19 protein-coding genes are annotated in these 21,686 nt (G+C 71.5%); 15 read left to right on the forward strand and 4 right to left on the reverse strand.

The genetic code is table 11. The features are described from left to right. Positions 1–9 precede the first annotated feature (9 nt). Positions 10–3,375 carry an ATP-binding protein gene (locus tag BLA60_RS46310; protein WP_075136503.1) on the reverse strand — a complete coding sequence of 1,122 codons (3,366 nt, stop codon included), beginning with the start codon at positions 3,373–3,375 and terminating at the stop codon, positions 10–12. A 207-nt stretch (positions 3,376–3,582) separates the two neighbouring features. On the opposite strand from BLA60_RS46310, the gene BLA60_RS30620 reads away from it, so the two are divergent. Genes BLA60_RS30620 through BLA60_RS30675 form a run of 12 tightly spaced genes read left to right on the forward strand, consistent with a single transcriptional unit; the run spans position 3,583 to position 14,216 of the window. Continuing rightward, positions 3,583–4,800: an aminotransferase class I/II-fold pyridoxal phosphate-dependent enzyme gene (locus BLA60_RS30620; protein WP_075136504.1), complete on the forward strand. Its 1,218-nt coding sequence runs from the start codon at positions 3,583–3,585 to the stop codon at positions 4,798–4,800. Between the two features lie 4 nt (positions 4,801–4,804). Next, positions 4,805–6,034: a beta-ketoacyl-[acyl-carrier-protein] synthase family protein gene (locus BLA60_RS30625; RefSeq protein WP_075136505.1), complete on the forward strand. Its 1,230-nt coding sequence runs from the start codon at positions 4,805–4,807 to the stop codon at positions 6,032–6,034. Continuing rightward, a complete protein-coding gene (locus BLA60_RS46315; protein WP_084735438.1) occupies positions 6,031–6,891 on the forward strand; it encodes a MaoC/PaaZ C-terminal domain-containing protein in 861 nt (286 codons plus the stop codon). The genes BLA60_RS30625 and BLA60_RS46315 overlap by 4 nt, the downstream gene beginning before the upstream one ends. Then, positions 6,891–8,396 carry an AMP-binding protein gene (locus BLA60_RS30635; protein ID WP_075136507.1) on the forward strand — a complete coding sequence of 502 codons (1,506 nt, stop codon included), beginning with the start codon at positions 6,891–6,893 and terminating at the stop codon, positions 8,394–8,396. Before BLA60_RS46315 ends, BLA60_RS30635 begins: the two co-directional genes overlap by 1 nt. Continuing rightward, the gene (locus tag BLA60_RS30640; RefSeq protein ID WP_075136508.1) at positions 8,393–8,653 is read left to right on the forward strand and encodes an acyl carrier protein; all 261 of its coding nucleotides are present in this window, start codon (positions 8,393–8,395) and stop codon (positions 8,651–8,653) included. The genes BLA60_RS30635 and BLA60_RS30640 overlap by 4 nt, the downstream gene beginning before the upstream one ends. A 4-nt stretch (positions 8,654–8,657) precedes the next feature. Then, the gene (locus BLA60_RS30645) at positions 8,658–9,689 is read left to right on the forward strand and encodes an anthranilate phosphoribosyltransferase (RefSeq protein WP_075136509.1); all 1,032 of its coding nucleotides are present in this window, start codon (positions 8,658–8,660) and stop codon (positions 9,687–9,689) included. Beyond that, the gene (gene trpA / locus BLA60_RS30650; protein ID WP_075136510.1) at positions 9,682–10,509 is read left to right on the forward strand and encodes a tryptophan synthase subunit alpha; all 828 of its coding nucleotides are present in this window, start codon (positions 9,682–9,684) and stop codon (positions 10,507–10,509) included. The genes BLA60_RS30645 and trpA overlap by 8 nt, the downstream gene beginning before the upstream one ends. A gap of 2 nt (positions 10,510–10,511) precedes the next feature. Next, entirely contained in the window at positions 10,512–10,886 is a 375-nt protein-coding gene (locus BLA60_RS30655) for an ectoine synthase (protein WP_075136511.1), read from the forward strand. A 12-nt stretch (positions 10,887–10,898) separates the two neighbouring features. After that, positions 10,899–12,044 (forward strand): acyl-CoA dehydrogenase family protein, encoded by a 1,146-nt coding sequence (locus tag BLA60_RS30660; protein ID WP_075136512.1) that lies wholly within the window; start codon positions 10,899–10,901, stop codon positions 12,042–12,044. Next, entirely contained in the window at positions 12,041–12,733 is a 693-nt protein-coding gene (locus tag BLA60_RS30665; protein WP_075136513.1) for a phosphoribosylanthranilate isomerase, read from the forward strand. Before BLA60_RS30660 ends, BLA60_RS30665 begins: the two co-directional genes overlap by 4 nt. Further along, on the forward strand, positions 12,730–13,488 hold the full coding sequence (locus BLA60_RS30670) for a beta/alpha barrel domain-containing protein (RefSeq protein WP_211288908.1): 759 nt from the start codon (positions 12,730–12,732) through the stop codon (positions 13,486–13,488). Before BLA60_RS30665 ends, BLA60_RS30670 begins: the two co-directional genes overlap by 4 nt. After that, entirely contained in the window at positions 13,485–14,216 is a 732-nt protein-coding gene (locus BLA60_RS30675; protein ID WP_075136514.1) for a thioesterase II family protein, read from the forward strand. Before BLA60_RS30670 ends, BLA60_RS30675 begins: the two co-directional genes overlap by 4 nt. Positions 14,217–14,220: 4 nt before the next feature. On the opposite strand, the gene BLA60_RS30680 is transcribed toward BLA60_RS30675, so the two are convergent. Beyond that, positions 14,221–15,036 carry an AfsR/SARP family transcriptional regulator gene (locus BLA60_RS30680; protein ID WP_075136515.1) on the reverse strand — a complete coding sequence of 272 codons (816 nt, stop codon included), beginning with the start codon at positions 15,034–15,036 and terminating at the stop codon, positions 14,221–14,223. 296 nt (positions 15,037–15,332) lie between these two features. Between BLA60_RS30680 and BLA60_RS30685 the strand changes: the two genes are divergently transcribed. From BLA60_RS30685 to BLA60_RS30695, 3 genes are all read left to right on the forward strand, one after another. Further along, positions 15,333–17,627, forward strand: coding sequence for a TOMM precursor leader peptide-binding protein (locus BLA60_RS30685; protein ID WP_075136516.1), 2,295 nt, complete (start codon positions 15,333–15,335; stop codon positions 17,625–17,627). Between the two features lie 98 nt (positions 17,628–17,725). After that, on the forward strand, positions 17,726–19,159 hold the full coding sequence (locus BLA60_RS46320; protein WP_075136517.1) for a SagB family peptide dehydrogenase: 1,434 nt from the start codon (positions 17,726–17,728) through the stop codon (positions 19,157–19,159). 231 nt (positions 19,160–19,390) lie between these two features. Then, a complete protein-coding gene (locus BLA60_RS30695) occupies positions 19,391–20,500 on the forward strand; it encodes a sensor histidine kinase (protein WP_162293033.1) in 1,110 nt (369 codons plus the stop codon). Here the strand turns inward: BLA60_RS30695 and BLA60_RS30700 are convergent. Together BLA60_RS30700 and BLA60_RS30705 are read right to left on the reverse strand one after the other, a co-directional pair. After that, a complete protein-coding gene (locus BLA60_RS30700) occupies positions 20,442–21,047 on the reverse strand; it encodes a response regulator transcription factor (RefSeq protein ID WP_075136519.1) in 606 nt (201 codons plus the stop codon). The genes BLA60_RS30695 and BLA60_RS30700 overlap by 59 nt on opposite strands. A 240-nt stretch (positions 21,048–21,287) precedes the next feature. Further along, complete coding sequence (locus BLA60_RS30705) at positions 21,288–21,611, reverse strand: nuclear transport factor 2 family protein (RefSeq protein WP_075136520.1); 324 nt, start codon at positions 21,609–21,611, stop codon at positions 21,288–21,290. Between the last annotated feature and the right edge of the window lie 75 nt (positions 21,612–21,686).

Consider the following 21,686-nt stretch of genomic DNA (forward strand, 5'->3'; position numbering starts at 1 on the left):
TACGGCCGGCTACGCAACAACCGCGCAAACCCGGTGCGCCAGCCCCGCCTCCACCAGGGCCGTGTTCGCCTCGGTGAGCAGCGTCCGCGCGCTGCCCCGGTCCCCCGCCCGCGCCCGGCCGGCCAGCGCCCGCGCCAGCGACTGCTTGGCCAACGCCACCCACGGCCGCGCCCCCCGCACGGTCAGCCAGGCCACCGCGTCGGTCAGCTGGCTCTCCGCCTCGTCCCAGTCGCCGGTCACCACGGCGAGCTGGCCCAGGTGGAAGGACACCTGACCGGCGAAGGTGCGGTAGCCGACCCCGCAGACCAGGCCGCCGTAGGGGGCGAGCCGGGCGCGCAGCGCCTCGGCGGTGGTCGGGTCCCCCAACTCCACCGCGCCCAGCGCCAGCACGCCCATCAGGTGCGCCCACTCGTCGCCCGAGGGCAGCGGCTCGGCGCCGGTGGCGAACGCCCGCACGGTCAGGTGCGGCCGGCCGCGCACCCCGCCGGCCAGCTCCCGCAGCGACCGCTCGGCGGCCTCCGGCCCGGTCCTCGGCGCCGCTCCCGGCTCGGGCCACAGCCCGGTGCGCAGCAGCCCGGCGACCAGGAGTTGGCGCTGGGCAAGGGTTCCCGGCGGCGGGGACACCGCGGCCCAGCCGGGACCGGAGCCGGTGACGTTACCGGCAAGGCGGGCGACGACGGCGGCGTCGGTGAACCGGCCCCGGGTGACCGCCTCGGCCACGGCGTGTTCGAGCAGCAGCGCGTCACCCAGCGGGTTGGCGTGCGCGGCGGCGGCCAGCGTGGTCAGCGCGGCCTGCCGGCCGGCGAGGTCACCGCGCAGCTCGGCGGCCATCGCCTGGTGGTGCGCGGCGACGATCCGCCCGTCGGCGTCGTCGACCGCGGTGGCCACGGTGAGCAGCTCCCCGGCCAGGGTGTGCCGGCGGGCGACCATCCCCGGGCCCTCCAGCAGGCCCAGCTCCCTGGTCAGCTCGGCCAGCGCGGTGTCGGTCACCGGGCCGGCCCCCAGCGGCGAGCCCAGCCGGACCTGCCGGGCCAGCATCCGGCCGAGGGTCACCCCGTCGATCCGGTCGTTGCCGCCGCGCTGGCCCCAGCGCGCGGAGTCCTCGGCCACCAGCAGCTCGATCAGCGCGGCGGCCTCGGCCCGCAGCTCCGGGCGGCTGCCGACCGCGTCGGCCAGTCCCAGCGCCGCCCGCGCGGCGACCGGCAGCCGTTCGCTGTGCATGGCGTGCAGCGCGCCGTCGAGCAGGGTCTGCCCGCACTCGCGGTGCCCGGCGGCCAGTTGGGCCAGGCCAAGGTTGGTGACGGCCTCGGCGCGCAGCCCGTCGTCCTCGCCTGGCACGTGCCGCAGCGCCTCGCGGTGCAGCCGCACCGCCTCCTCCAGCGCGCCGTCCCCGCCCGCCTGCGCGGCCGCCCGCCACACCCAGCGCACCGCGTGCTGGTCGCCGCCCTCGGTGGCGCCGGCGGTGCGGTGGTGGGCCAGTGCCCTGGTGTAGCGGCCGAGGTCCCCGGCCCGGCGGCGCTCGACGACCTCGGCGTACCGGGCGTGCAGGCCTCGGCGGCGGGCGGCGGAGAGCTGGGTGTAGGTCGCCCGGCGCAGCACGTCGTGGGTGAACCGGTAGCGGCCCCGGCCGGCCTCGGACACGATCCCGGCCGCCAGCAACAGGTCCAGCGCGTCCATCGCCCGGTCCAGGTCGAGCCCGGCGGCCTCGGCGACCAGGTCCAGCTCGAAGATCCGGCCGGCGACCACCGCGCCGCGCAGCAGCCGCCGGGGGACGGCGTCCAGGCTGGTGAGCTGGACGGTGGCGTACTCGTGGATGGCCGGCGACAGCTCGGCCCGGGAGCCGACGCTGCCACGCTCACAGGGCCACTGGAGCATCTCCAGCAGCAGGTAGACGTTGCCGCCGGTGTCGGCGACCAGCCGACGCGGCGCGGGCACCTCGTCCAGGAACGGCTCCGGCACGACCTCGTCGGCCAGCTCCCGAACGTCCTGTTCGGACAGTCCGGGCAGGGTCAGCCGGTAGAGCCAGCCGTCCTGGTCGAGCTGCTGGACCAGCGTGGTCAGCCGCTCCTCGCGGCGGGCCGGTAACCCGGCGGTGGCCACCACCAGCAGCGCGCTGTCGGCGCGGCGGCGGAACACCTGGCGCAGCACGGCGAGCGTGTCGTCGGCGGCCTGGTCGAGGTCGTCGAGGATCAGCAGCAGCGGGTGCTCGCGGGAGATCCTGGCGAACAGGTCGGCCGCCTGCTCGACCGCGCGGGTGTGGTCCGGCTGGTCGGTGCCCAGCGTGTCGCGCAGCGCGGTCGCCCGGCGGGCCAGCCGCTCGTCGAGCCCGGCGGCCAGCAGCGCGCCGACGGCCTCCACCACCGGCTGGAACGGCGCGGCCGGGGCCAGGTCGCAGCGCGCGTGCGCCACCACCCCGCCGGCCAGGCTGATCTGGTGGGCGGCCTCGGTCACCAGCCGGGTCTTGCCGACCCCCGGCTCGCCGGTGACCAGGACCATGTGGCTGGTGCCGCGCTCGGCCCGCGACCACGCCTGGGCCAGGGCACCGCGCTCGCCACGCCGGCCGACGAACGGCGCCGGGGCGCGCGGGCCGGAGCGGGACGCCTCCTGGGGCTGCGGGACCTGCTCGGCCGGGGCGCCCAGCAGCTCGACGTAGGCGGCCTGGCTCTCCGGTGACGGGTCGATGCCCAGCTCGTCGGCCAGCGTCGCGCGCAGTTCGTGGTAGCAGCGCATCGCCTCGGCGCGGTTGCCGGCGGCCACGTGGGCGGTCATCCGCGCGCGGTGGGTGCTCTCCCGCAGCGGCGCGCGGCGCACGGCCTCGTCGGCGAAGCGCAGCGCGCCCGGCCCGTCGCCCAGCGCGGACGCGGCCAGGCTCGCCGTCTCCAAACCGGTCACCAGCGTCTCGGCCAGCCGTGCGCGCACCTCCCCCACCCACTCACCGTCGTGGTTGGGCAGCAGCGGTCGGCGCAGGCAGGCCACCGCCGACTCGGCCAGCCGCAGCGCGTCGTCGAACTCGCGGGCGGCGTGCGCGGCGACCGCGTCGACCACCTCCGCCTCGGCGCGTTCCAGGTCGATCACGGCGCCGGCCGGCAGTCGCAGCAGGTAGCGCCCGCCCCGGGAGACCACCGCGTCCTCGGTGCCGGCCACGAACGACCGCACGCGGCTCACCACGCTGCGCAGCGCCGAGGCCCAGGTGTCGGGCAGCCCGTCCGGCCAGACCGTGTCAGCCAGCTGGTCACGGCTGGTGCCGCCGGCACGTTCCATGGCCAGCCGCGCGAACGCGACCTGGGCCTGGGCGCTCGACAGATAGCGGGCCGCCTCGCCGTTCCCCTCGCCGGCGTCCTCGATCGAGACGAGGCCCGCCAGCCGGATCAGCACGCCGGCAGCCGCCTGGGGGTCGGTAATCCGGACAGCATCTTCCCCTCCTCTCGACATAAACCCTGCGAGCAGCCGTTTGTGCTGTGGTCGCGTATGGCTTGAGCAACCGGTGGCGGAGTTGACGCCGATGATGTTGCGCCCCGCTTGCGCGCGCCCCCGTAGAAATCGGAACTGCCGTGACCGTGGTACTTGGGTGAGGAGACGCATGTGAACGCTTCAGCTGCCTGGCAACACCTTGAGCCGAAGGTTGTGGCGATCAACCGGCGAATCGCGGAACTCGAATGGGAACCCAGTCGCCGCAACAACTTCGTCGCCTACAAACCCGAGCGGGACAGTTCCTATGTGGAGGTCGACGGCGACCGTCTCCTGATGATGTCCGGCTACGGCTACATCGGCCTCAACGGAGACCAGCGCGTGGTCGAGGCCGCCAAGGCCGCGGTCGACGAGTACGGCACCGGGACCCCCGGCGTGCGGGCCCTGGCCGGCACCATCCCGCTGCACGAGGAGCTGGAGGCCGAGGTCGCGAAGTTCACCGGGCGGGAGAGCTCGCTGGTGTTCAGCTCCGGCTACGCCGCCAACGTCGGCACGGTCGGCGCGCTGTGCGGGGCCGGGGACACGATCCTGCTCGACAAGCTCGACCACGCCAGCATCGTCGACGGCGCGCAGCTGTCCGGCGCGACGGTGACCCGCTTCCGCCACAACGATCCCCGCCACCTCGACCGGCGGCTGGCCGGCACCGACCCGGACACCACCCGGCTGGTCGTCGTGGACAGCGTGTACTCGATGGACGGCGACATCGCGCCGCTGCCGGAGCTGCGTGAGGTGTGCGACAGGCACGGCGCGCTGCTGATGGTCGACGAGGCGCACTCGCTCGGCGTCATCGGCGCCACCGGCCGGGGCATCGAGGAGCACTTCAACAACGAGGTCAGGGCCGACATCAAGGTCGGCACGCTGTCCAAGGCGGTGCCGTCCAACGGCGGCTGGATCGTGGGCAACGAGCAGTTCCTGCAGTGGCTCAAGCGCCTGGCCCGCCCGTTCCTGTTCTCCGCGGCGCTGGCCCCGGCGCAGGTCGGCGCGGCCCTGGAGTCGCTGCGGATCCTCGACCGCGAGCCGGAGCGGGTGACCCGCGCGCAGGCGGAGTCCGCGCGGTTCCGCCAGATCATGTCCGAGGCCGGGATGAACACCGGCGACTCGCAGACCGCGGTCGTGCCGCTGATCGTCGGCTCGGACGAGAACGCCTGGGACTACGCGACGGCCTGCCGCAAGGCCGGCGTGATCGGCCTGCCGGTGATGACCCCGGCCGTGCCGCCTGGCCTGGCCAGGCTGCGGATCGCGATCACCGCCAAGCACACCCGCGAGGAGATCGACTTCGCGATCGACGCCTTCCTCACCGCCGCCCGCCAGTGCCGGCTGATCGGGGAGTGACGACATGGCAGGGAAAACCGAGATCGCGATCACCGGTGCCGGGGTCGTCACCCCGGCCGGGTCGACGATAACCGACTTCTGGTCGACGCTGCTGGCCGGCAAGTCCATGGCCGCCACCCTCGACACCGATGTGGACATGAGCAACCACGGGACCCGGTTCGGCTGTGCGGTGCGTGGCCTGGAGGACGTCGGTCTGCTCACGCCCAAGGAGTCCCGGCGAATGGACCCGTTCGCCAGGTTCGGCGTCACCGCGGCGCTGAGCGCGTTCCGCGACGCCGGTGAGCCGGTCGCCGACCCGCACCGCACGGCGATCGTCGTCGGCAACGCGGTGGGCGGGCGGCAGACCACCGACGCCGAGGTCGGCAACTACTTCCTGCACGGGCCGCACCGGGTGAACCCGCTGCTGCCGCTGGTGAGCATGCCCAACGCGGCCGCCGCGCTGCTGGCGATGCGCCTTGGCTGGCACGGGCCGGCGCTGACCATCGCCACCACCTGCGCCAGCGGCGTTGACGCCATCGGGCACGCGCTGCTGATGCTGCGCGACCACCGCGCGGACATCGTGATCGCCGGTGGCGCGGAGTCGACGCTGAGCCCGGTGACCCTGGCGGCGTTCAACAACCTCAACGCGGTGTCCTCGCGCAACGACGCGCCGGAGCTGGCGAGCCGGCCCTTCGACGTGGACCGGGACGGCTTCGTGATGGGCGAGGGCGCCGGGTTCGTCGTGCTGGAGCGCAAGGCCGACGCCGACGCGCGCGGTGCCCGCACCTACGGCCTGGTCGCCGGCTACGGCAGCACGGCCGACGCCTACCACCTGGCGATGCCGCTGCCCGACGGGTCGGCGGCGGTCAACGCCATGGAGGCGGCGATCGCCGACGCCGGGCTCGGACCGTCGGACATCGCGCACATCAACGCGCACGGCACGTCGACCCAGCAGAACGACCGGGCCGAGGCCAACGGGCTGGCCAAGGTGTTCGGGCCGGGCGGGCCGCCGGTCACCTCGACCAAGAGCGTGATCGGTCACCTGATCGGCGCGGCCGGCGCGGTGGAGGCCATCGCGACCGTGCTGTCCAACCAGCACGCGGTGATCCCGCCGACGGCCAACCACGAGCGGCTGGAGCCCGGGATGGAGATCGACGTCGTGGCCGGCGCGCCGCGCACCATCACGCCCGGTCCCGCGCTGTCGAACTCCTTCGGGTTCGGCGGCCACAACGCCTGTCTGGTGGTGACCCCATGACCCCGGTCGCGACGCTGGTCCGCACGATCACCGTCGGCGAACTGGCCGCCTACCGCGACGCCGTGCGGTCGGTGGTCGGCTCGCCGGCGCCGGACGGGGCCAGCCCCAAGGCCTCGCCGGTGCACACCTTCGTCCTCGCCCACCAGGCGTTCGACCTGGCGTTCGGCAAGATCGACGCCGCCGGCCCGAACGGCGAGGAGCCGACGCGGGTCCACCTCAGCCAGGAGATCCGCGCCGACCGGCTGCTCACGCCGGGCGAGACGGTGACCATCGAGGTCGACCTGCTCGGTGCCCGCAAGGAGGCCGGCGGGGTGCGGGTGGCCATGCGTGCGGTGCTGGTCGGCGCCGACGGCGCGACCTTCGCCGAGCTGGTCACCGGGGCCCTGTTGGGCGGCGCGGTCACGCCGGAGCCCTTCGGTGAGCTGCCGCCCTTCCCGGCCCACCGCACGAAGAACCCGCCAACCGTCCACAACCGACAGATCGCGGTCGAGGACGTGCGGCGCTACGCGGCGGCCTCCGGGGACACCAACCCCATCCACCTGGAGGACGCCGCCGCGCGGGCCGCCGGGTTCGACGGGGTCATCGCGCACGGGATGAGCCTGCTGGCGGTGGTGTGTGAGGAGGTCGTCGACCACCACGCCGGCGGGGACGCGTCGCTGGTGCGTGAGGTCGGTGTCCGGTTCTCCTCACCGGTGCGTCCCGGCGAGCCGATCGACATCACGCTGGCGCCCGACGGCGGCGACACCGTCTGCTTCAGCTGCCGGACCCCGCAGGGCCTGGCCTTGAAGGGCGGCTGGGTGACCCTTGGTCAGGCGCCCGCATTACCCGTGACCGAAGGCACGATTGCGAGTATGTGATGGCAGAGGTCCCCGGTTTCCAGGAAGCGTTTCTCGCTCAGGTCGACACCCAGCCCAACGCCCCGGCGCTGCTCTGGCACGGCGAGCAGACCTCCTACCGCGAGCTGTACGAGATGGCCAGCAAGGCCGGAGCACAGTTGGTGGGGCTCGACCTCGGGCCGGACGAACCCGTTGGCGTGCTGGCCAAGAAGTCCCCGTCGGCGGTCGCCCTGGTGCTGGCCTGTGTGCTGGCCGGCCGGCGGTTCCTGCTGCCCTCCCCCGCGTTCGCCGAGCGGACGCTGACCGCCCTGTTCGCCAGGGGCGGCTGCCGGTACGCGCTGGTGCCCGACGCCGACCCGCTCTCGATCCCCCCGGCCGACGGTCCGCCGGCGCTGCGGGTGGTCGACCAGACCGACGTCTCGTTCATGCTCACCACCTCCGGTTCCACCGGCCTGCCCAAGGTCGTGCCGCTCCCCCAGTCCGGTGTGGACCGTTTCTCCGGCTGGGCGGCGGACTCGTTCGGCATCGGGCCGGGGCGATCGGTGCTCAACTACGCACCGCTGAACTTCGACCTGTGCCTGCTGGACATCTGGACGACGCTGGCCAGGGGCGGGCGGGTGGTGCTGGTCGACCCTGCGTTGGCGGCCAACGGTTTCCACCTGCTGAACCTGCTGGCCCGCGAGGAGGTGCACGTTCTCCAGGCGGTGCCGATGTTCTACGGCCTGCTGCTGTACGCGGTGATGGCCAAGGAGCCGGAGCGCACGTTCAACTCGGTGGAGCACGTGATGTTCACCGGCGACGCCATGCCGGACTGCACCCTGGAGCAGCTGCCGGCGGTGTTCCCGTCGGCGCGGCTGTACAACATCTACGGCTGTACCGAGACCAACGACAGCTTCATCCACGAGGTCGAGCGGGAGACGGCCGGCACGACCGGCCCGCTGCCGATCGGCACCCCGCTGCCGGGGGTGAGCTCGGCGATCGTCGGCGCGGACGGTGAGGCGCTGACCGGGTCGGGGCTGGGTGAGCTGTACGTGTCGACCCCGTTCCAGACCGGCGGCTACCTCAACCGGGCCGACCAGGACCACCGGTTCACCGGCCACCCCAACGGCTGGGACGAGCGGCGGTACTTCCGCACCGGCGACCTGGTCCGCCGCGACGAGTCCGGTCAGGTGTTCCTGGTGGGGCGCAGCGACTTCCAGGTGAAGGTGCGCGGCGTGGCGATCAACACGGCCGAGGTGGAGCGGGTGCTGATCGAGCACCAGGACGTGCTGGAGGTCGCGGTGGTCACCCGGCACGACGACCTGACGGGCAGCGAACTGCTGTGCGCGGTGCGGCGGGCACCGGACAGCGGTCTGAACAACCTCGGGCTGCGCAAGCACTGTGCGCGGCGGCTGCCCCGGGCCGCGATCCCCACGGTGATCCGGATCGTCGACGAGCCACTGCCGAAGACCTCCACCGGCAAGGTCGACCGCAACGCCATCAGTTTTCCGGATGTATCGCCGAACGCTCGAGGAAGGGTGTCATGAGCAATATTGAGGCAATCAAGAGGTTTCTGATCGAGGAGTTCCTGCCGGACGTGAACTCCAGCGAGCTGGACGTGGACCACGACCTGCTCGGTGACGGGCTCATCGACAGCCTCGGCGTGCTGAAGCTGATCACCTGGCTGGAGGAGAAGTTCAGCCTCACGATCGGCGACGCCGAGCTGGACCCGGACAACTTCCGCAGTGTCGCGGCGATCGAGCAGTTCATCGCGGTCTCCGGAGCGACGACAACCAGGAGCTGAGGTCATGGGCGCGGTACTCGAAGGACTGGTGAACCAGCGCGCCGGGGTCGGTCTCGACGACTGGCGGTCCTTCTGGGACCGGTTGGAGTCCGGTGAGGTCGAGCGCGGCGAGGCGGTCGCCGTGCTCTCCTCGCTGGCCACCCGGCTCCCGGACCACGACACGCTGTGCGGCCTGCTGGCCTCGTTCGACGAACGGCGCGAGCAGGCGCCGTCACACTGGGCGGGAGCGGTCAACATCGTCGGCACCGGCGGGGGTCCACGCACGTTCAACATCTCCACCGCGTCGGCGTTCGTGGCCGCCGCGATGGGGGTGCCGGTGGTGAAGACCGGGTCGCGCGCCTACACCAGCAAGCTGGGGTCGATAGACCTGTTGGAACGACTGGGGATCGGACTCACCAAGTCCCACATGGACACCGAGGACTCGTTGGACCGCTTCGGTCTGGCCTTCGCCGGGCAGTTCGTCTACCCCCGGGTGCTGACCAGGCTGGCCAGGGTGATCGTGCCGACCAGCATGCGCTGGTTCGGCCGGTTCCTGAACACCGTCGGGCCGTTCATCGCGGGGCTGCCGGTGGCCGCCCAGCTGACCGGGGTGTCGGCGGCCGCGCCGCTGCCCCGGCTGCGCCAGCTCGCCGGCGCGGTGTCCGACCGGACGATCTGGCTGTGCACCAACGACGCCGGCGCCGACGAGCTGCTCGGCTTCGCCGAGAACATCATCTACACGCCCGGTGGCGAGCAGGCGTTGCCGCGCGGGAAGTACACCTCCGGCGCGGGGACGCTGGACTCGGTGGCGCCGGCCGATGACCTGGAGTCCACGCTGACCCAGTTCCTCGACGTGCTCTCGGGGTTGGCCGGGGACATCCCCACCGAGACGATCAGCATCAACGCCGCGGCGATGGCGGTGGCCAGTGGCCGGTTCGAGGACTGGCCGCCGGCGGTCGCCGCGGCACGGCTGGCCATCCGCGACGGTCTGGCCCGCGACCTGGCCGAACGCATGCGCTCGACCGCCAGCGGCCGCCGGGCGGTGGCGAATGGCTGAGTTCTTCCCGAACCGGGGTGGCGACGGGTACGGCCTGGCGTTGTTCCTCAACGCCGGCGACCCGCCGCTGCCCGTGCTGGCCGATCTGGTCCAGATGCTCGACGAGTCCGGGGTGGACTGTCTGGAGCTGGCGGTGCCGTTCCCCAACTCGGTCACCGACGGCCCGACGATCCGCCGCTCGGCCGACCGGGCGCTGGCCCAGGGTGTCGGTCTGGCCGAGGTGCTGGCGTTCGTGGCCAGGGTCCGGCCGACGCTGCGCCGGTTGCGGATCGCGCTGCTGGCCGACTGGGCGTACTCGATCCGGGGACGTTCGCTGGCCTCGGCCACCGGCGAGATCCTGGAGTCCGGTGTGGACGGACTGCTGCTGCACGCGCTGCCACCGAAGCTGCGCGCGGAGTACCACGAGGTCACCGCCGAGGCCGGACTGCCGATCGTCACCACCTGCTACCACGGCAAGTCCTCGCCGCAGGTGCTGGCCACCGCCGCGGCCAACGCCTCGGCCTACCTCTACCTCGTCGCGCACTACGGCAAGAGCGGCACCACCGCGGCCACCGATCACCCGGCGCTGGCCGCCACCATCACCGGCCTGCGCGCCCACACCAGTGCCCCGATCGCCGTCGGTTTCGGCGTGCGGGACCGGCGGGGCGCCCAGGCGGTGGCCGCGTGCGGGGCGGACGCGGTGATCATCGGCTCGGCCGGCGTCGCCCGGGTCGAGAGCGCACTCGCCGACGACCGCGACGTCGTCGACGAGTTCAGGAACTTCGTTCGGTCCATCGGTGCACCTGACGAGGAAATCTCAACAATCACGACCGGAGGTTGATCATGATCGTTCGCCAGAGCGACAGCGTGCCGACCGTGGAGTGGGGCAACGGCACGAGCCAGCGCTTCCTCGTCGCGGCCGACGGCGTCGGCTACACCGTGACCAACACCCTCGTCCGCGCCGGCACCAAATCGAGGCTGGAGTATCGCAACCACCTGGAGGCCTGCTACTGCTACGCGGGTTCCGGCGAGGTCATCGAGTTGGACGGCACCTCCCACCCGATCGTGCCGGGCACCCTGTACGCGCTCAACGAACACGACGCGCACTTCCTGATCGCCAGCCCGCACGAGGACATGCACCTGGTGTGCGTGTTCACCCCCGCGCTCCGCGGAGACGAGGTGCACAGCCTCGACGAGCACGTCTCCTCGGCGTACTAGAAGGCGGTTCATGTGACCCGATGGAACGCGGACCAGCGCGCGCTGCGCGAGGGGCTGGCCCGGTGGTACGACGACCTCAGCGACGGGCACGTCGAACGGGACGAGGAAGGAGGGTTCGCCTGGGACAAGTGGAAACTGATCCGGGAGACCGGCATTCTCTCGCTCCCGTTCGAGGAGCGCTGGGGTGGGCTCGGCCAGGACGTGCTCACGATGATGTACGTCCTGGAGGGCCTGGGCGAGGGCTGCCGCGACAGCGGTCTGAGCTTCTCGCTGACCACCACCATCTGCAGTACCGGCGTTCCACTGGAGAAGTTCGGTACCGACGAGCAGAAACAGCGGTACCTGCCGCGGATCTGCTCGGGTGAGGCGATCGGCGCGCACGCGATCACCGAGGCGAGCGGCGGGTCGGATGCCATGCGCATGCTGACCAAGGCCGACCGCGACGGCGACGAGTTCGTGCTCAACGGCAGCAAGACCTTCGTCAGCAACGCGCCGGTGGCCGACGTGATCGTGGTCTACGCCAGGACCCGTCCGGACGCCGGGGCGTTGGGCATCACGGCGTTCCTGGTCGACGCGGACACGCCGGGGCTGTCGGTCGGCAAGCCCATGAAGAAGATGGGCCTGCGGACCTCACCACTGTCGGAGCTGTTCTTCGACGACGTCCGGGTGCCGAAGTCCCAGGTGCTCGGTCGGGTCGGTGGCGGGTTCATGGTGCTGGACCACGTGATGAAACGGGAGATCCTGTACTCGTTCATCGTCAACGTGGGCGAGATGCAGCACCGGCTGGACCGCTGCATCGAGTACGCCAAGTCCCGCGTGCAGTTCGGCAAGCCGATCGGCGCGCACCAGTCGGTGGCCAACCGGATCGTGGAGATGAAGATCAAGCTGGAGACGGCCCGCAAGTGGCTCTACGACACCGGTCAGCGGCTGATGGACGGCGAGAACGTGACCGTCGATCTCGCCATCGCCAAGCTGCTGACCAGTGAGAGCAACCTGGAGTCGAGCCTGTCGGCGGTGCAGATCTTCGGTGGGCACGGCTACATGTCCGAGCACGGCCTGGAGAAGGACGTGCGCAACTCGGTCGCCGGCACGATCTACTCGGGCACCACGGAGATCCAGTACAACCGGATCGCCTCGATGCTGGGACTGGGCAAGTGAGCGCGCTGCTCAAGGTGTGCGGGGCGACGTCCACGGCGGACGTCGCCCTGCTCACCGGCCACGGGGCCGACCTGGTCGGGCTCTGGCACGGGATCCCCGGCGGCCGGGCGGAACTGTCGCTGCCGGCGGCGGTCGAGCTGGCCGCGGCGACCAGGGCGGCCGGTGCCGAGCCGATCCTGGTCACCTTCAGCAAGGACGTGGCCGTGCTGCGCGCGGTGCTGGCCGAGACCGGGATCCGCTGGGTGCAGCTGCACGCCTACCAGCTGCCGGCGACGGTCGCTGGCCTGCACGCGGCGCTGCCCGGGGCGCTGACCGTGGTGAAGGTGCTGCACCTGCGTGGCGGCACCTTCCTGGAACGCCCGCTGGTGGCCGCCTACGAGCGGGCGGGCACCGACCTGTTCCTGCTGGACACGCTGACCGACGACGGCCAGGTCGGCAGTACCGGCCAGGCGCTGGACGCCGGCGACGCGCTGGCCGTCGCCGACCGGCTCGACCGCCCGTTCCTGCTGGCCGGCGGCCTGTCGGCGACCAACCGGGGCGACTACGACGCGGTGGTCGCCCACCGGCACTACGCCGGCATCGACGTGGACACCTCGGCCAGGGACGACGCCGGCCGGTTCGCCGCCGGCGCGGTGGGCGCGATCGCCGCCGCCTGGCACACCGCCCGGTACCGCAAGGAGGTCGCGTGAGCCAGCCCGACAACGCGCTGCGGGACGCCTTCGTCGCCCGCAACGCGCGCAAGGCGTCCTTCACCGGTTCGCTGCTGGAGGCGCGCCGGCCGCTGATCATGGAGGTCAAGCGGCACGACGGCGACGGCACCGACCTGCTCGGCGGCCGCACGCTCGCGCAGGTCGTCGCCGGCTACGAGGCGGCGGGGGCGCCGTGCGTGTCGGTGGTGACCGGCCGCTGGTTCGGCGGCACCGAGTCGATGCTGACCGAGGTGGCCGAGCTGACCGACCTGCCGATCCTGCAGAAGGACTTCATCACCCGTCGGGCGCAGGTCAGCCGGGCCAAGGCGCTGGGTGCGTCGGCGGTGCTGCTCACCGCCGGGCTGCTGGCGAGGTCGAGCCTCGCGACGCTGGTCGACGCCTGTCTGTCGGTGGGCCTCACACCGTTCGTCGAGGTGACCACCGAGGCCGAGATCACCTCGGTGCCGCACCCGGAGCACTGCGTGATCGCGGTGAACAACAAGGACATCAAGACCCGGGAACGGGAGCCAGGCGATCTGGGGCGCAGCCAGCGGCTGCTGCCGGCCGTGCTGGACACCGGCACCCCGTGCCCGGTCAGCGCCAGCGGCATCGGCGCCCCGGAGGTCGCCGCCGGTCTGCTGCGCGCGGGCTACGCCGGCCTGCTGGTCGGCACGACCCTGCTGCGCACCGGGAATCTCGACGACTATTTGTCCACATTGGACGCCGAGTTGGCTCGGCAGGGGGACGCGAGATGAGCGACTGGGTCCGCCGGCTGGGACCGGGACAGGACGGCCACCGGCTGGTGTGCTTCCCGTACGCGGGCGGCACGGCCAAGTACTTCCGGCCCTACGCCCGCGCGCTGGCGGCCGGCGCCGAGGTGCTCGCCGTGCAGTACCCGGGACGCCAGGAGCGGCGCGACGAGCCGCCGATCGACGACCTGGGCGAGCTGACCAGGCTGGTGGTGGACGCGGTGCTGCCGCTGGCCGACCGGCCGGTGACCTTCTTCGGCCACAGCATGGGCGCCGCGCTGGCCTTCGAGGTCGCCCGCCAGCTGGAGGACAAGGGCGTGGTACTGGCCGGCCTGTTCGTCTCCGGGCGCCGCGCGCCCTCACGTCACCGGATCGAACGCACCCACCTGCTCGGCGACCACATGCTGCTCGGCTCGGTACGTGCCCTGGCCGGCCCGAGCGCGAAACTCCCCGGCTTCGACACCTTCGCCCGCAACGCGTTGCCGCTGATCCGCGTGGACTACCGGGCCGCGGAGACCTACGAGTACGTGCCGGGCCCGCCGCTGTCCTGCCCGCTCACCGCGCTCACCGGCGACGCCGACCCGCTGGCCGCCGTGGACGAGGTCGCCTCCTGGGGCGAGCACACCACCGGCGAGTTCCGGCTGCGGGTCTTCGGCGGCGGCCACTTCTACCTCGACGAGCACCGCGCGCCGATCGTGGAACTGCTCGCCGAACACCTCGCGGCCGGAACCTGACTCCCTACGCGGACGCGGTGGTCAGCAGCTGACCGCTGGTGTGCTGGCGGTGCAGCACCGGGTCGGAGTTGAGGATGGCGCGCTGGATGCGCTGGATCCACACCGACGGCTCAAGGCCCAGCTCGTCGACCATCGTGGTGCGCAGCTTGCGGAAGATCTCCAGCGCCCGCCACTGCCGGCCCGAGCGGTACTGGGCGATCATGTACTGCGCGCACAGCCGCTCGTTCATCGGGTAGCGCGCGGTCAGCTCCGCCAGCTCGCTGAGCAGGTGGTGGTGGCGCCCCAGCCACAGGTCGGCGTCGACACAGTCCTCCACGACGCCCAACCGGCTCTCCTCCAGGCGGTTGACGTGCACGCTCAGCGGGTGCCCGGCCGCCACGTCGACCAGCGCCGGCCCGCGCCACATCGCCAGGGCGCGGCGCATCGAGTCCGACGCCGCCTGGTAGTCGTCGCGGGCCATCTCCTGCAGTCCCTTGCGGGCCAACACCTCGTAGTGGCCGGCGTCGAGGTCCCGGCGGTTGATCCGCAGCGAGTACCCGGTGTGCCGGGTGACCAGCAGCGTCTTGCCGACGTCGGACTTGCTCATGCCCATCGCGTCGCCGATGCGTTGGCGCAGGTGCAGGATGTAGGTCTGTAACGTCTGTTGCGAGGTCTCCGGGGGTTCGTTGCCCCACAGCTCCTCCAGCAGTACCCGCACCGAGACGATCTCCCCGGCGTGCAACGCCAGCAGGGCGAGCACCTGCCGGTGCTTGGCCGCGCTTGGCGTGATCGCGTCGCCGTTCACGTAGGTCTCCAACGGACCCAGCACATTGATCTGCATGGCCATGACCTCCCAAGCTCGGCCGGGTTGGCGTGTCTGGCGACTGGCCGAAGCACTGGGGCAACGCTCGCAGATCGATCGAGCCACCGGCAGTGACCACGGCACGAACGACGATGTGAAAACTCTGGGGACAAGACATGAGAAACGCATACCCCACTCATGATCCGGGCACTGGTCGCGTACGCGCGTGGTACCGACACTTTCCTTCAGGGCCGTTGAGGTCGTACCACTCGAGTCCAGAGGGAGCCACCCATGATCAACTGGAACGAACCCTTCACCCTCGTGGGGCGTGCGGCATGACCGGCATCGAGGTGGGTTCGGAGCGGGTCGGCTTCAAACGCCACCTACGGGCCGAGGTCGGCAACGGCATCACCTACCTGTTCTCCGAGCGCGGCATGACGACCCTGCGCGGCGCGGACATCTCCTCGATCACCCCGCTGCTCGACGGCACCCGCAGCCTGGAGGAGCTGCTCGACGACACCCCGCAGGACATGCCGAGGGAGAAGGTCGAGGCGGTCGTCAACCAGCTCAACGAGGCCGGCCTGATCTCGGTCCGCCGCTCGGACACCGAGCTGAACGCCGACGAGCCCACCCTCGCGTACTGGGACACCGCCGGCCTCGACGCCGACGAGGCGGTCGCCAGCACGGTGACCAAGTCCATCGCGGTGTTCACCGTCGGCGAGGTCGACACCGTCGCCGCCTGGTCGGCCTTCCGCGCCGCCGGGCTCGCGGTCACCGCCGGCATGCCGCTGGACCCCGCCCACCTCGACGTCGACCTCCCGGTCGTGATCTGCGACGACTACCTCAACCCGTGCCTTGGCGAGATGGCCGACGCGATGCAGGTCGTCGGCATCCCGTGGCTGCTGGCCAAACCGGCCGGCGCGCAGCTGTGGATCGGCCCGTTCTTCGAGCCCAAGGGCAGGAACGCCTCCTGCTGGTACTGCCTGGCCGAGCGGCTGCGCAGCCACCGCCTGGCCGAGACCTGCGCGGTCGACGAGCTGGGCCGCCCCGGCCCGATCAGTCCGCCGATGGCGTCGGTGACCCCGCTGTCCAGCGCCGCCATGGACCTGGTCGCGTTGGAGGCCACCAAGTGGCTGGCCGGCCAGCGCTACGCCGGCCAGCGCGCGGTGTGGGTGATGGACAGCCTCGACCTGACCTCCCGCCACCACGAGATGCGGGGCCGCCCGCAGTGCGGGCTCTGCGGTGACCCGGACCTGATGCGCGAGCAGGTGTCCCGCCCGGTGGTGCTCTCCTCCCGGACCAAGGCCGCCGGCGGCTGGCACCGCGCGCTCACCCCCGAGGAGACCCTGGCCCGCTACCAGCACCTGGTCAGCCCGGTCACCGGCGTGATCAAGGAGATCCACCGCGACCGGCGCGGCCCCTCGCTGTTCCAGTCCTACCGCTCCGGCCAGAACTCGGCGTCGAACGTGCGCTCCCTCGACGTGCTGCGCGCGACGCTGCGGATGGAGAACGGCGGCAAGGGCGTCACCGGGCTGGAGGCCGAGGTCGGCGCGCTGTGCGAGGCCGTCGAGCGTTACAGCGGCACCTACCAGGGCGACGAGACCCGCATCCGGGGCAGCCTGGAGTCGCTGGGCGAGAGCGCGGTGGACCCGCGCACGGTCCAGGGTTTCCACGACCGCCAGTTCCGTGACCGCACCGGCTGGAACGCCAACCACTCGCAGTTCCAGCACGTCTGCGACCCGTTCGAGGACGACGCCGAGCTGGACTGGTCGCCGGTGTGGTCGCTGACCGCCCAGACCCATCGCCTGCTGCCGACCGGGATGCTGTACTTCGGCGCGCCGGTCGAGCCGGGCCCCCGGTTCGTGCAGGCCGACTCCAACGGCAACGCCGCCGGCTCGTCGATGGAGGACGCCGTCCTGCAGGGGATGCTGGAGCTGGTGGAGCGCGACTCGGTGGCGCTGTGGTGGTACAACCGCACGCCGGTGCCGGGCGTGGACCTCGACGCGTTCGGCGACCCGTGGCTGACCGAGGTGCGCGACACCTACGCGGCCATCGACCGCGACGTGTGGGTCCTGGACGTCACCGCCGATCTCGGGATCCCGACGATGGCCGCGGTGACCCGGCGCCGTAGCGGTGACCGCGAGGACATCATGTTCGGTTTCGGCGCGCACCTGGACCCGAGGGTCGCGTTGCGGCGGGCGCTGACCGAGCTGAACCAGCTGATGCCGGCGATGATCGCCAAGGGTGACGGCGACCGGTACGAGTGCGACGACCCGGACGCCCTGCGCTGGTGGCGGGAGGCGACGGTGGCCAACCAGCCCTACCTGCTGCCGGCGGAGAACGTGGCGCCGCGCGGTCCGGCCGACCACGCCTACCAGCCGAGCAACGACCTGCTGACCGACGTCACGCGGATCCAGTCGCTGCTGGCCGAGCGGGGCATGGAGGTGCTGGTCCTCGACCAGACCCGGCCCGATGTCGGCATGCCGGTGGTGAAGGTCATCGTGCCGGGTCTGCGCCACTTCTGGGCGCGGTTCGGTCCCGGCCGGCTCTACGACGTTCCCGTCCAGCTCGGCCGGCTCGCCGCGCCGACTTCCTACGAGGAGCTCAACCCGTTCCCACTCTTCATGTGACATCGCCGCACAGGGCACCCGGCGAGATCGCCGGGTGCCGTGTCATGCCATGGCCGGTGCCAGTGTCGGGGCCGGCGTACGCCAAGGAGTACACAGTCATGCCGACCGAGGCCGATCAGCCACCGCCCGCGCGGGTCCATCTGCGGGCGCTGAGCGAGGACGTCCTGATCGAGCAGCCGGACGATGACGAGTCACGCCTGCGCGCGGTGACCAGATGGGGTGAGTTCGTCATCGAGGACGTGACCACCGCCATCCGCCACGCGCTGGTCCGGATGAGCATGGGCCCGAGCTCGGTGGCCAACATCGAGCCGTCGGCCCCGGTCGAGCGGGCGACGCTGGCTCGGATCCTGGACACCGTGAGCGGTTCGGTGATCCACACGCTGCACCTGGACGACGGCGGCGGCGAGCTGCTCTCGGTGGTCCCGACCGCCGAGCACGCCCGGTTCCGGGTGCACCCGGTCGAGGAGAACCAGCCGCTGCGGCTGTCGCGGTTCGCGGCCATCCGCACCGGGCGTGACGAGCTGGTGCTGGAGTCGTCGGTGGCGCCCTTCCAGATCGCGCTGCACCGGTCGCTGGCCTACCGGGTGGTGATCTCGCTGGGCATCGCGACCTCGATCGAGGAGCTGGCGGCGGCGCTGCGGGTGTCCAGGGCGGTGGTGGCCGACCTGGTCGGGTACCTGGTGGCGGCCGGGGCCGTGCTGATCGGGCGGTGGCTGCCCGGTTCCCCGCCGGTCGCGGTCTTCGGCGAGGACACCGATCCGGCGCTGGCCCAGTGGTCCCACCACGACCTGATGTTCCACACCCGTTCCCGCAACGGCCTCGACCAGCTCACGCCGGCGCCGGCGCCCAGCGGGGACCCACCGCCGTCGGCCAAGCAGGTACCGCCAGGCAAACGTTTTCCGCTTTACAAACCGGACGCCGGGGAGCTGTCGGACGGCGAGCCGTCGCTGACCGAGGTGATCGAGTACGACCGGGTCGGCCAGGACGTGTCGGACCGGCCGCTGGCCGAGCGCCAGATCGGCGAACTGCTCTACCGGGCGGCCAGGGTGCGGACCCAGTCGGGGGCGGCCCCCGAGACCGCGCAGCGGCCGTACCTGAGCATGGCCGGGCTCTACGAGCTGGAGCTGTACCTGACGATCAACCGGTGCGCCGAGCTGCCGCGCGGGATCTACCACTACGATCCGACCGGGCACTTCCTGACGCTGGTCAACGACTCGGAGAGCGATCTGGTCCGGTTGCTGGACAACGCGAAGGTGGCCGCCGGCCGCGACGAGCGACCCTCGGCGCTGATCACGGTGACCGCCAGGGCCGACCGGCTGCTGGCCCTGGCCAGTGGATCGGGGTACGCCACGACGCTGATGCATCTCGGTGCGCTGCAACAGACATTGCACCTGGTGGCGACGATCGCCGGGCTCGCGTCGTGCCCGCTTTCGCTGGACACGACCGACTCCACCGATCGGGCGCTCCGACTCGACTGGCCGACGGAAGTCGGCATCGGCGAATGCATCATCGGGCACCGTGAGCGGCCCTAATTGGTAACCTCTACGCGGTATCAATTTCGGATAGCTTCCGTATACTGTGGTAACGAACGTTACAGAGGACGGGCGCACGACAGGGGAACCTTCATGGAGGACGACTTACTGTCGTCGAAGGTCGACGGCAGCTCACGGGTGCACAACAGATCGAATATGGCCCCACTGCTGGCAAACACGGTTCTGGTAACCGTGTTTATCGGTTTCTGCGTGATGTCCTCGATCGGCATATTGAGTACCAGCAATCCGCCGATCACAGTGGCATTGTCGCTCGCCTACACAGTTGCTCTGCTCGCCCTGCAACTCGCCTATTTCAGCAGGGCCTCCTACCGCCCCAAACCACCGTGGTCCTATGTGGCCCTGCTGGCCCAGGCGTGCCTGGTGTACCTGCCGCTGCTGCAGTACGGCCAGGCCTGGGTGAGCCGGCCCGGCTTCCTGGCCGGCAGTGTCCTGTTGGTACTGAACGCCAGCGCCGCGGTGCCGCTGTTCGTCCTCGTCGTGGCCAGCATGGGGTGGATCCAGGGCCAGCTGAGCGGTTCCGGCGCCGACATCGCCTACACCACCGTCTCCACGGTGATCACCGGCCTGGTCGTCTTCGGCCTGAGCCGGCTGACCAAACTGGTCAACGAACTGCACGCGGCCCGCAACGAGCTGGCGCAACTGGCGGTGGCCAAGGAGCGACTGCGGTTCGCCCGCGACCTGCACGACCTGCTCGGCATGAGCCTGTCGGCCATCACCCTCAAGAGTGAGCTGACCAGCCGGCTCATCGCCGACCACCCGACCAAGGCCAGCGAGGAGCTGGCGGCGATCCTGACCGTGTCCCGGCGCGCGCTCGCCGACGTCCGCTCGGTCGCCAGCGGCTACCACCGCCTCTCGCTCAACGAGGAGTGCGACTCCGCCGAGTCGGTGCTGCGCACCGCCGACGTCGAGGTCGTCCTGCGCCGCGAGTACGACGAGATGCCGGCCAAGGTCTCCACCCTGCTGGCGACCGTGCTGCGCGAGGGCGTGACCAACGTGCTGCGCCACAGCAAGGCCGAGCGCTGCGACATCGTCATCGCCCAGGAGTCGCACTCGGTGCGGATCGAGATGGTCAACGACGGCGCGGCCCGCGAACCGGGCGGGGACCCCTACGGCACCGGCGGCAGCGGTCTGCGCAACCTGTCCGAGCGGCTGGCGGCGGCCTGCGGCGAGCTGGCCACCGAACAGCTCGACGACGACCGGTTCCGGCTCGTGGCCACGATCCCGCTGCTGGAGTCCGCGCCGAGGGACGGCGACGACCTGTTCACAGCCAGCCGGCGTCCTTGGCGATTCGGATCGCGTCGACACGATTCCGTGCGTTGAGCTTGGTGACCACGGTCGTCATGTAGTTGCGCACGGTCCCGGCGGACAGGAACAGCCGGGCGGCGATGTCCACGGCGTTGGCGCCGCTCTCGGTCATCCGCAGCACCTCCAGCTCGCGGCTGGTCAGCGGGCACTCCTCGGAGTCCCAGGCGGCCAGCGCCAACTCGCTGTCGATGACCCGGCGGCCCACCGAGACCTCACGGATGGCGTTGGCCAGCTTCTCGGCCGGCGCGTCCTTGAGGATGAACCCGTTGACCCTGGCCGACAACGCCCGGCGCAGCGTGCCGGGGCGGCCAAGGCTGGTGAGGATGAGGGTGCGGCAGGAGGGCAGTCGCTCGTGCAGCTCCATGGCCGCGGACAGGCCGTCCTTGCCGGGCAGGTCGATGTCGATGACCGCGACGTCGGGCTTGTACTCCAGGGCCGCCGGCAGGATGCCGGTGCCGAAGGCCACCTCGGAGACCACGTCGATGTCCGGTTCGAGGACGAGCAGGGCTACGAGCGCGCCTCGGACCATGTGCATGTCCTCGGCAAGCAACACCTTGATCACAGGTCGCCCCCAGCTGGAATCCGCCTCCGCAGCCCAGCCAACCTTAGCGCGCACGATGGGAGAAGTGTTGCCTCTTTCGCCATCGGTCGCTGGAACGTTCAGAGCAATCCGAACGCAACCAACCGACCGGTAGGAATTCGGCGTTGACCTCGGGGGACGCGCTCCTCGGCGGCGCGGGGGTGCCCGACCGGGCACACCACGCGCCACCAGTTCCTCCGTCGGCTACCCAGCGTGTACCGGTCAGCCCAGAGTGATCACGTTGTGTGCCACCAGGCCGTCGGTGAGGGTCAGCTTGACCTGTCCCCCGCCGGAGCCGTCGGCCCACTTGAAGTTCACCTCGTGCACCCCGCCCACGGTGCTGGTGTCCACCACCCTGATCTCCCCGTACGGCGGGTTGGCGCGGTAGCCGGCCTCGATCTCGGCCCGGCCCCGCATCGGCGGCGCGGGGATGCCGTTCAGCTCGATGACCCCGTCCTCGGCGTGCGCGGCGGCGAGCTTGGCGAAGTCACCGTCGCGCACGGCCTCGTTGAAGATCTTCACGTAGTTCTCGATCGCACTGTCCATGCCTGTTGTGTAGCCAGCGCGGCGACCTCGGAGCAACGTTCCCCACCCAGACTTCACCGCCGCCCGAACCGGACG

It is taken from the genome of Actinophytocola xinjiangensis (genome assembly GCF_001921215.1).
Lineage (GTDB): Bacteria > Actinomycetota > Actinomycetes > Mycobacteriales > Pseudonocardiaceae > Actinophytocola > Actinophytocola xinjiangensis.